8 protein-coding genes are annotated in these 10,776 nt (G+C 50.6%); 6 read left to right on the plus strand and 2 right to left on the minus strand.

Annotated elements, in window-relative coordinates; genetic code table 11:
* Together IQ235_RS08770 and IQ235_RS08775 are read left to right on the plus strand one after the other, a co-directional pair.
* Window positions 1-573 (plus strand): DUF1611 domain-containing protein (locus tag IQ235_RS08770; protein WP_264321098.1); only part of this gene is annotated, 573 nt, incomplete at its 5' end.
* 69 nt (window positions 574-642) lie between these two features.
* Window positions 643-1,185 (plus strand): GNAT family N-acetyltransferase, encoded by a 543-nt coding sequence (locus IQ235_RS08775; RefSeq protein WP_264321099.1) that lies wholly within the window; start codon window positions 643-645, stop codon window positions 1,183-1,185.
* A 111-nt stretch (window positions 1,186-1,296) separates the two neighbouring features.
* On the opposite strand, the gene IQ235_RS08780 is transcribed toward IQ235_RS08775, so the two are convergent.
* Both IQ235_RS08780 and IQ235_RS08785 read right to left on the minus strand, forming a co-directional pair.
* Entirely contained in the window at window positions 1,297-3,648 is a 2,352-nt protein-coding gene (locus IQ235_RS08780; protein WP_264321100.1) for a HEAT repeat domain-containing protein, read from the minus strand.
* Window positions 3,649-3,885: 237 nt separating this feature from the next.
* The gene (locus IQ235_RS08785; RefSeq protein WP_264321101.1) at window positions 3,886-4,359 is read right to left on the minus strand and encodes a response regulator; all 474 of its coding nucleotides are present in this window, start codon (window positions 4,357-4,359) and stop codon (window positions 3,886-3,888) included.
* A 220-nt stretch (window positions 4,360-4,579) separates the two neighbouring features.
* Between IQ235_RS08785 and IQ235_RS08790 the strand changes: the two genes are divergently transcribed.
* From IQ235_RS08790 to prfB, 4 genes are all read left to right on the plus strand, one after another.
* Window positions 4,580-4,879, plus strand: coding sequence for a zinc ribbon domain-containing protein (locus tag IQ235_RS08790; RefSeq protein WP_441373251.1), 300 nt, complete (start codon window positions 4,580-4,582; stop codon window positions 4,877-4,879).
* A gap of 77 nt (window positions 4,880-4,956) precedes the next feature.
* Window positions 4,957-7,833, plus strand: coding sequence for a hybrid sensor histidine kinase/response regulator (locus IQ235_RS08795; protein ID WP_264321102.1), 2,877 nt, complete (start codon window positions 4,957-4,959; stop codon window positions 7,831-7,833).
* Window positions 7,834-7,900: 67 nt separating this feature from the next.
* The gene (locus tag IQ235_RS08800) at window positions 7,901-9,499 is read left to right on the plus strand and encodes a response regulator (protein ID WP_264321103.1); all 1,599 of its coding nucleotides are present in this window, start codon (window positions 7,901-7,903) and stop codon (window positions 9,497-9,499) included.
* 141 nt (window positions 9,500-9,640) lie between these two features.
* A protein-coding gene (gene prfB, locus IQ235_RS08805; RefSeq protein ID WP_264321104.1) for a peptide chain release factor 2 occupies window positions 9,641-10,766 on the plus strand; the annotation gives its coding sequence in 2 pieces (ribosomal slippage) (window positions 9,641-9,712 and window positions 9,714-10,766; 1,125 coding nt in all).
* Window positions 10,767-10,776 lie beyond the last annotated feature (10 nt).

Raw genomic sequence — 10,776 nt, forward strand, 5'->3', positions numbered from 1 at the left:
ATGTCGGCAAGTTTGGAAATCGCTCGGGCGGCGCGGCGACGGGGGTTGCGATCGAAGTTTTTGGCCACCGGACAAGCGGGATTGATGATTTCTGGAGAAGGGGTGACCCTGGATGCGGTGCGGGTGGACTTTGCGGCCGGGGCAGTAGAACAATTGGTGATGAATGCCGGAGGCGATCGAGATTTACTGGTGGTAGAAGGCCAGGGTTCTTTAGTTCACCCCGGTTCCACGGCGACGTTGCCTCTAATTCGCGGCACCCAACCCACCCATTTGGTATTGGTGCATCGCGCCGGACAAACCTCAATTTACCGCCAACCCCATATCGATATTCCCCCCCTACCCGACATTATTCAACTCTACGAAACCGTGGCGCGGGCGGGGGGAATGCTGCATCCATCGAAAGTGGCTGCGATCGCCCTGAATACCGCCCGTTACGACGAAGAGCGCGCCCGAGATGCGATCGCGGCAGTGGAAGACGAAACCGGGCTTCCCTGTACCGATGTCGTCCGCTTCGGGGCCGATCGAATTTTAGATGGAATTTTAGATAGAACGTTGGGTGAGGCAAGTGCATAATCGAGCGATCGCGCTCCTAAAAATGTAGTAGTCCCATGACAAGCAATCGTGCACCCTCAGTATTTCACGATGAACATTTCATTACCCCTTCGTACCCAACGTTTGGTAGTACGGAAGTTCCAGCCATCAGATTTACCCGCGTACCTCGAATTTATGCTCGATGGCGAGTCTACCCAATATCTAGCCTTCGACGACGCTCAAAAAACCGAATCCGGCGCAACGGAACTGTTTAATTACGTTGTGTCGGCTTACGATTCGGAAAACCCCGTCCATGCCTATGCCATTGCCCTAGCCGAAACCGATCGATATGTCGGTTCTTGCGGCTTTTCCCCCTACGAAGACGATGTGGTGGAATGTTACTACAGCATCAATCCCGGAGATCGCCGCCAAGGTTACGCGATCGAGGCGATGCAAGGTTTATTAGAGGCGCTTGTTGCCTCTGGAATTGGTGAAGTGCGCGCTTATGCCAGTGCCCAGAATATTCCTAGTTTGAAACTGGCACAGAAACTCGGCATGACAAACCGAGGCCCGGTCGTTCACGCTCATTCGGGATTGGAAGGGATTTTATATTCGATGGTGTTTCCACCTCAATCCAAATCGACTCTACAGTGACCATCTTCAACCTTCCAGAAAAGATCGAATTTCTCTCGATATAACGCAAAATAATAATGGGCTGGCTTACCCATTTGCCTTTTTATCGATCGTGAGTTGTGTTTGGGAAATCTATGCTTCTTCCCGATGGGGGACTTGAATCAGTCGGAGTGCTTCAACGGCCGCTTCTCGAACGTACCGATCGCGATCGCCACAGGCTTTTTCCAAGTCGGGAATCGTAGCTTTTGCCTGAGTCCCAATGCGTCCGAGGGCGTCGGCAGCATTGCGGCGAACGAGCCAATCTTCGTGAGCGAGGGCTTTTTGAAGAGCGGTAACGGCCGCTGCCCCGATCCGTTCGAGCACGAAAACCGCACTCGATCGCACCTCTTTATCCCGATCGAGAAGGGCGGCTTCAAATGCGGGCACTGCTGCACTCGCTTCTGCCCCCATACTGCCCAAGGCATTGGCTGCATGGTGGCGCACGGCAGCATTGCCAGTTTGGAATGCCTCCACCAGAGCCTCGACGGCTGGGGAACCAATTCGACCCAAAACGATGGCGGCGAGGACGCGAACGTTATTATCTCCCTTTTTAAGAGCCTCGATCAGGGTCGGAATCGCAGTCGTTCCCATCCGTTCTAGGGCAAATACCGTGCCGGAGAGAACATCGCTATCTTCGAGTTTGAGAGCTGCAACCAGACCCGGAATCGCGACGGCTCCCATCCGTTCTAGAGCAAATGCCGCGCCCGATCGCACCTCTTTGTTATCCTTTTTAAAGGCATTAACCAATGCCGGAATCGCCTCAACCCCAATATTACCAAGAGCTACCGAGGACTGAATGCGCACCCGCTCGTCTTCATCGTCGAGAGCTTCCATCAGAGCGGAAACCGCTGCGCCCGCTCGCGCTCCCATTTGCCCCAACCGATCGGCGGCTAGTTGGCGAAGACGCGTATCGGGCAGGGCGAGTTGAGCGATCAGTTCTCGGATATGGTGCTTGAGCTGGGCTGTTCTCAGGAGAGTCGGATCTAAACCCGCGCGTTCGCCCAACCGTTTTGGTAACCATTGAGGGAGGTCGATTTTAGCTTGCCGGACAATGGCACAGTCGCGCGCGGCGAGGAGAAAGTCGCGAATCTCACCAGGATTTCCTTCTCGGTGTTTGACCGTATCGAGAAATTCCCGCCACGCTGCCTCATCCTCCCCGTAGCGATCGACAATATACAATCCGGCGAGATATTCTGCCAGAGGCGAACAGATAAAGCCCACTTTTCCCGTTTTCGGTCGCCTTTCGAGTAGGACTAAGTCCTGAATCAGGTACTCTAGAAAGGCTTTAGCCCGTTGCTCGTTTCCGCCGTTGCATTGAGCCAGAGCGGCGATCGCATCGCGTTCGGCAACGAAAGTGGGTTGGTAAGTTTGTTTGAGGCATTCCCATGCCAAGGCTTCAACGCGGCGATGAAGGGTCGAATGCGGCCAATGCTGGGGGCTTTCGCACTGCCCGTCCCGTCGATCGAGATAATCGAGCATCAAATCGGGGATATTTTCCGGCTTGCGATCGACGGTTTGCCTTTCCCGATGGGCAATGACACAGTCGGTGTATAACTTCGCATATAACGGTGTAATCTGGCGATCGCCAACAAAACTGCATAGATGCTGGCAAATTTCAAAAAATTCCTCATCGTCAAAAAGATGGCGCTTCTGGAGCTCTTGGAGGTAGCTCTCGATAAAACTAGCCAGCGAGTAGCCGCGAAGGGGAAGTAGCTCGATGCAGGTGGTGGAAAATTTTTCCACAGCCGCGAGGGAGCGCGATGTCACCACCCGCATCATGGAAAATTGCCGGCTCTCCTCTATTTGCGAGACGCCGTCGCTCACCAGTAAAATACGGCATCGACGCAACAGAGATTCTACCAGTTTGGGAGAAATGGCTTCTGCCGTTGCCCCTTGAAGTCGATCGCAGATTTCATCGATGGGAGACCGATCGCCTTCTGATTTTTCATCGAACCAAATCGGCAACATCCGATGGGAACTCGAGCGAGTTTGAGGATCGGCATGACTTGCCCATCGTCCCATTTGTGCTGCCAGAGCCGTTTTACCCGCACCGCCTTCACCCACGATCGAGATAAAGCCACCAGAACGCGCAAATATCCGCTGTAAATCTCGTGGAGTGAGTTCGGCAATTTCCTTGCCATCGAGCGTTACGGGAATCGGGATGTAGTCAGAGGCGCGAACGATGGACTGTTCAGACTCAAACCATCGCCCCACGGAGGCTTGGTGGATTTCAACCCAAGCATCCAAAACGTGGGGATGATGGGCCAGAGGAACTGGGATACCCTTCGATCTGAGGCGATCGTCGAGCTTCAGCAGCCATAGGGGACGCCACCAAAAGATGCTCCCATAGCCCAGGCTACAGATGAAGGGCAACCAGAGCCACGTCGTACGAACCGCACCGGCAAGCGATCGGGTTTCTCGGCTCGTTCCAGGGGAAGTAGGCACAATTGTTGGTTGCGATTGTCCTCGCACTTCCTCTATCCCGAGCGATAGTAACGACAGGAGCAGACTCAATAAAGCGAGCTTAGATCTCGATAAGAATTTTCGATCGATGCAACCCATTCGTATTTTGCGCTGGCAATTACCTATCATCAATCCTAACCGCAGAAGCGCTGTTATGAGATAGGGGAAGTGGGGAGACGACTATACCCTTTTATACCCTCTGCGCGTTCTCGAGCGTCATTAAGATAACGCGCCGAACTGACGTAATGCCTGCTTGATGGCTTCCAATTGAATGGGTTTGCTAATGTAGTCGTTCATTCCCACCTCCAAGCATTTTTCCCGATCGCCGCGCATGGCATTCGCTGTCATGGCAATAATCCACGGACGACTGTCGTTTTGCCATTCTTCCCGAATCGCGCGAGTGGCTTCAAAGCCGTCCATTTGAGGCATCTGCACGTCCATGAAGACGATATCGTAAGATTTATGGTGCAGTGCTTCGAGAACCTCTTTTCCGTTGGTTGCCAAATCGGCATCGTATCCCAACCGTTTAAACATTCTCAGAGCCACTTTTTGATTGACGCGAATATCTTCTGCCAGCAAAATATTGAGAGGTAGTTCTTGGGCAAGGAGTTGCTCGGAGGGTTCGGATGGCATATTGACAAATCGGCTGGGTTTCTCGGTCTTGGAGACGCGATCGCAACGGGCAAACTTCAATCTATCTAAAAGATGCAGCGAAGTCTAGGTAGATACTTAACATTTTAAAGATGTCTTTGTCTTCCGATGGCATTGTTTTGTCTTCCGATGGCATTGTATGGAACGACAAATTTTTTGGGAAACTCGAACTCTCACTCGCACCAATCGGTTTTAGGGTCGTTGAGTTGAATTCGATCGCGTGAAAGGTTGTTTCAAAACTCCTTGGGTCTAAAACCCCGTCCTGCAAGGACGGCTTTACAAACGTCCATCAGCTTACCGATATTCACATTTCACCTTCTATTGGTTCCCCAGTTCTAAGCGGTGTTCTAACTGCGGACACGTTGTTGAGAAATTGCCTCTGGACATTCGCCAATGGAAATGTCCAAGTTGTGGACAAGCCCATGACAGAGATGTGAATGCGAGTATAAATATTTTGGCGGCAGGGCTTGCCGTGTCAGTCTGTGGAGCGACCGTCAGACCCGAACAGAGTAAATCTGTCAGGGCAGGTGCATTGAAACAGAAACCGCGCATCGTGAGGTGAGCGGAATCACCGCTTGTTTACGGCGGTGAGGATGTCAAAATAGATGTAGCCGTACAATCCCCGACGGACTTTTCTTCGTGCGAGCGAATCTGAAAACGGGGAAAGAATCCATCGACATCTTACCCGAACAGTCTTTTCTCCACTGCTTGATGGCTAACTTTTTCAGACATACTCCCCTGCGAACTTCGATTGTCGTTCCCTTCCTGTTGCAAATCTTTGCGGTGGTGGGAATCGTCGGGTGGTTATCGTTTCGCAGCGGACGTAGAGCCGTTGACGAACTGATCGAAAAATTAGGTAGCTCTATTACCGATCGCATTGAAACCCAAGTCAAAACTTATCTCGATCGACCCTATCTCGTCCATCAAACCATCCTCGCAGCGATCGAGAGTGAAAACCTAACGACTCAAGACTTCGATCGGTTACAGTGTTATTTCCTCAAGCAAGTCCAACAACCGACTTTAGTCGATTACCTCATTTTCGGGAACGAAGACGGTCATGTTATTGCCGTTCAACGCCTGAAAAACGGTCGGATCGTCACGAAGGTAAAAGACGAGCTAACCAACGGTCAAAGGGAAACTTACGGACTCAATGCCCAATGCGAGCGAACCGAATTTCTGGGTCGCAAAGAATACGACGCGCGGGAGCGACCGTGGTATCGAGCTGCAGTCGCCGCCGGCCAGCCGACTTGGGGCCCGATCTTTTTAGAGGTAGAAGCCGCTGTTCTCTACGCGAGTCCGGTGGTTCCAGTCTATTCACCCGAGGGCGACTTTTTGGGGGTTTTGGGTGTCGAGTTAAGTCTTTCTCAAATTTCTGATTTTCTGGGTCAGATTGAGATTGGCAGTTCGGGAGAAGCATTTATTATCGAGCGCTCCGGCGAATTAATTGCCAGTTCCGTCCTCGAATCTCCCTTCCGCATCGAAGGGGGACAACAAGTCCGACGGCAAGCCATTTACAGCCAAGAGCCACTCATTCGAGGGACAGCCAACCACTTACTGGCCCAAATTGATGGTAATCTAGCGCAAATTCTCACCCCCAAGCACTTTTCTTTCAAGCTCAACGGTCAAACCTACCTAGCTCGGGTGACTCCCCTCCAAGACGATCGGGATTTGGATTGGCTGAGCGTGGTGGTGATTCCAGAAGCCGACTTCATGGAGCAGATTCGCCAAAATACGGTCAATACCGCAATGCTCTGTGTAGTGGCATTGGGGGTGGCGACCTACGTTGGGCTGCTGACAGGACAATGGATTACCGAGCCGATTCGCCGACTGAACGCGGCGGCCAAGCAATTTTCCCAAGGGGAATGGGGGCGTCGAGTCAAACTCGTTCGCTCGGATGAGCTAGGGGAGCTAGCGAGCTCTTTTAATCGGATGGCCGCTCAACTCCAATCTGCCTTTACCCGCTTGCAAAATACCAACGAAGAACTAGAACGGCGGGTGAGCGAACGCACGACCGAACTTCAGGATGCCAAGAAAGTGGCAGATCGCGCCAACCAAGCCAAAAGCGAATTTTTGGCTCATATGAGTCACGAACTGCGCACCCCCCTCAACGGGATTTTGGGCTACGCTCAAATCATGCAGCGAGATAAAGTCGCAACACCCAAGCAGCTAGACCGCCTCCAAATTGTCGAACAGTGCGGCATTCATCTGCTGACGCTGATTAACGATGTCTTGGATTTATCTAAAATCGAGGCGGGAAAACTCGAACTTCACCCTGAAGATTTTCATTTTGAGCGGTTTTTGGTGGGGGTGAGCGATATTTGCCGCATCAAAGCCGAACAGAAAGAAATCGGTTTTAGCTATCAACCCCTCAACCGCCTGCCAACTGCGGTTCGCTCAGACCCAAAGCGACTGCGCCAAGTGCTTGTCAACTTACTCGGAAACGCTGTCAAGTTTACCGAAACCGGTTGCGTTAACTTCAAGGTGGGGGAAATCGACTCGTCTCCCAACGCAAAGGAGATACCCGATCTAGTAGCTGAAAATGACTCTAGCCGCTCGGCTGCATCGAGCGTCAAAATTCGCTTTCAAGTTGAAGATACGGGTATCGGCATGACCCCGGAGCAATTACAAAAGATTTTTCAACCCTTCGAGCAAGGAGAAGTCCAACCACAGAATGTGGAAGGAACGGGTCTGGGATTGGCGATCGGTCAAAAGCTAGTGCGGATGATGGATAGCGAACTTCATGTTGAGAGTACTCCTGGTGTTGGCTCTAAATTTTGGTTTGAGGTCGAGTTCCCCATCGCCGAATCGTGGCAAGATCTTCAGATAGAACGATCGACCCTCGGGATTGTTGGTTACCAGGGTCCGCGACGTAAAATTCTCGTGGTGGACGATCGGGTAGCGAACCGGGCGGTTCTCATCGATATGCTCGAACCTTTGGGGTTTGAAATCCAACAAGCTAGCAACGGACGGGAGGGATTGGAACGAGCGATCGCCTGGCAGCCGAGCGCGATCGTCGCCGATTTAGTGATGCCGGTGATGGATGGTTTCGAGATGACCCGATCGATTCGTCAGTTGCCCGAACTCGCCGAGACGATCGTCATCGCATCGAGTGCGAGTGTTTTTAACTTTAATCGGCAAAAGAGTTGTGAGGTGGGCTGTAGCGATTTTCTCCCCAAACCCGTCCGGGAGTCGCAATTGCTCGAACAGTTACAAAAATATTTGGATTTGGAATGGATTTACGATCGGGGGGGTAAGTTAGAAGAGAATGACTCCAAGCCACCCAGTTCGATCGAAGGTGAGACATCTGAGCTAGTGGTTCCTCTGGCAACCCAAATGAGCGCCCTGTACGAAGCCGCTCAAATCGGTCATATCGAACGCATCAAGCACGAAGCCAAACGTCTCGGGGAATTAGACGATCGGTATGCGCCGTTTACAAAGCGGGTCATGGATCTGGCTCGATCGTTTGAAGATGAAGAAATATTAGAATTAATCGAACCCCATATGCAAAAACTTTAATTTCGATCGGGCTCATCGAGAATACGATTGTGTCATTCAGACAGATTTATCGACTTTTCTACCCACAATGGACGAGATTCAAAAAACGCAAGTACTGATTGTAGACGATACCCCCACTAACATTCAGGTTTTATCAGATTTTCTCATCGAATCTGGTTTTGAAGTTCTCGTCGCGAAAAATGGGGAAAGCGCGCTCAGAAAACTCGAAAAAGCGGCTCCAGACATCATTTTGCTCGATATCATGATGCCAGGAATTAATGGATTTGAAACCTGCATTAGACTAAAAGACTGGGATAAGACTAAAGACATTCCCATTATTTTTATGACGGCTCTTTCCGACGTGGTCGATAAAGTAAAAGGATTGAGTCTTGGGGCGGTAGATTATATTACTAAACCCTTCCAGCAGGAAGAAGTTTTAGCTCGAATTAACGTTCAATTGCGCTTGCGAAATTTAACTCGGCAACTTCAGCTAGCTAAACAAGAAGCGGATGCTGCCAATCAATCAAAAAGCGAATTTCTGACTAACATGAGCCATGATTTGCGCACGCCTCTCAACGGAATTCTCGGCGTTTCTCAGATGCTTTTAAGTTCTCCAAATATTCCCACTGAAGAACTAGATAATATTAATATTATCTATCAATCCGGCTCTCATTTACTAACTCTAATTAATGATATTTTAGATATCTCGAAAATTGAATCCGGGAAAATGGAACTCGATCGCTCGAAATTTAGTCTGGCAAATTTTCTAAAACGGGTAGTAGAAATTTGTCAAGTGAGGGCTAAACAAAAAAAAATCTTCTTTCGCTATCAGCCCGATTCTTCTCTACCGATGGGGATTCATGCTGATGAAAAAAGAGTGCGGCAAATTTTAATTAATTTGCTTGGAAATGCCATTAAGTTTACCGAAACCGGCGGTGTCACCTTTATCGTGAAAAATCTTGGGTCTGCGACGGCTTTAAATAATAGCACTTTATCTTACCGCAAACTTCGCTTCCAAATTGAAGATACGGGGATTGGAATGAAGCCTGAATCCTTACAAAAAATCTTTCTGCCCTTCGAGCAAGCTAAAAATCCTCGCTATAACAATGAAGGAACGGGACTTGGTCTTGCCATCAGCCAAAAACTGATTCAGATGATGGGTAGTACCTTACATGTCAAAAGCCAGCCTGGAAAAGGAAGTATCTTTTGGACCGATCTCGACATCGAAATCGCCGTTGAAGCGATCGAACCGCTCGAGCCTACTTCCAAACCGCCTAGTATCGTCGATGAATCCTTTTCTCGGCAGCTTCCCTTACGAATTCTGCTGGTTGAAGATACCCGAATCAATCAAAAAGTAGCCTTGAGAATGCTCAAACGTTTGGGCTATCAAGCGGATTTAGCAACCAACGGTCTAGAAGCCCTCGAGGTGTTGCGCCGCGAGTCCTACGATATTGTGTTTATGGACGTGCAAATGCCTCAAATGGATGGCTTTGAAGCCACTCGCCAAATTCACCGGGAGTGGAAAGCTCTCGAGCGCCCTTGGATTATTGCCATGACGGCAAATGCCATGCGCGGAGATCGGGAAAAATGTTTGGAAGCGGGGATGAACGACTATATCAGCAAACCAGTTGAAGTTGAAGAGATCGCTCGATCGCTACGCCAGTATAGCGTGACGGGAAAACATTAGGCGTCGGGATCGGTGAGCTGGAAAAGATCGAAAAGCTCAACTCATTGGGATCTCAGCCGGAATATGTCACAATTTTGAAATATATCGGTGTCTTGAATCGAACGTTAATCCATCCAAAAACTCGTTATCGAAATATTAGCTATGGACGTTACAGACATTAAGCGCGAAGTGGCCGTGTTATCCGATCGCCTGGGTAAAACTCAGGACTATCTTTGACTTACCGGCACTGAGCGCAAAAATTCAAGATTTAGAGCAAATTGCAGCGCAACCGGAGTTTTGGGAAGACCAAACCCACGCCCAAACCACCCTTCAAGAACTCAACGATCTCAAATCCTCCATCGGGCAGTACAAGGGATGGTGCAGTGCCCTCGACGATGCCAAAGCCGTCCTCGAACTGCTCGAAGATGAATCCGACGACGCTCTTTTGGATGAAGCCAAAGAGAACATCGACAAGCTCGATCGCGAACTGGAACAGTGGGAACTCCAAAAACTACTCTCGGGTCCCTACGATAAAGGAGGGGCAGTGCTAGCCCTCAACGCTGGCGCGGGCGGTACGGACGCTCAAGACTGGACGCAAATGCTCCTGCGAATGTACTCGCGCTGGGCCGAACGCCAGGGCTATCAGGTCAAAACCACCGAATTCTCGGAAGGGGACGAAGCGGGAATTAAGTCGGTGACGCTGGAGATTACCGGACGCTACGCCTACGGCTACCTGCGAGGTGAAAAAGGAACCCATCGCCTGGTGCGGATTTCTCCATTTAATGCCAACGGGAAGCGTCAAACCAGCTTTACTGGGGTGGAGGTGATGCCGATTCTCCAGCATGAAGTAGAAGACCTGGAAATTCCCGAAAAGGATTTGGAAATTAGCACCTCCCGTGCCGGGGGCAAAGGGGGGCAAAACGTGAATAAGGTGGAAACGGCGGTGCGAGTGGTTCACCTCCCCACGGGATTGGCAGTCCGCTGCACCGAAGAGCGATCGCAACTGCAAAACAAGGAAAAAGCCCTCGCCTTGCTCAAAGCCAAGTTACTGGTGATCGCTCAAGAACAGCGACTTCAGGAAATTGCCGATATTCGCGGCGATATGGTAGAAGCCGCCTGGGGCAACCAAATCCGCAACTACGTCTTCCATCCCTACCAAATGGTGAAGGATTTGCGGACGGGGGAAGAAACTAACGCCCTTAACGACGTGATGGATGGCGACCTCGATGCCTTTATCGAAGCCTACCTGCGCCAGGAAAATCAAATCGGTAACGGATCGTCGGTTTGACACTCACCCG

The organism is Zarconia navalis LEGE 11467, assembly GCF_015207075.1.
Taxonomy (GTDB): domain Bacteria; phylum Cyanobacteriota; class Cyanobacteriia; order Cyanobacteriales; family Geitlerinemataceae; genus Zarconia; species Zarconia navalis.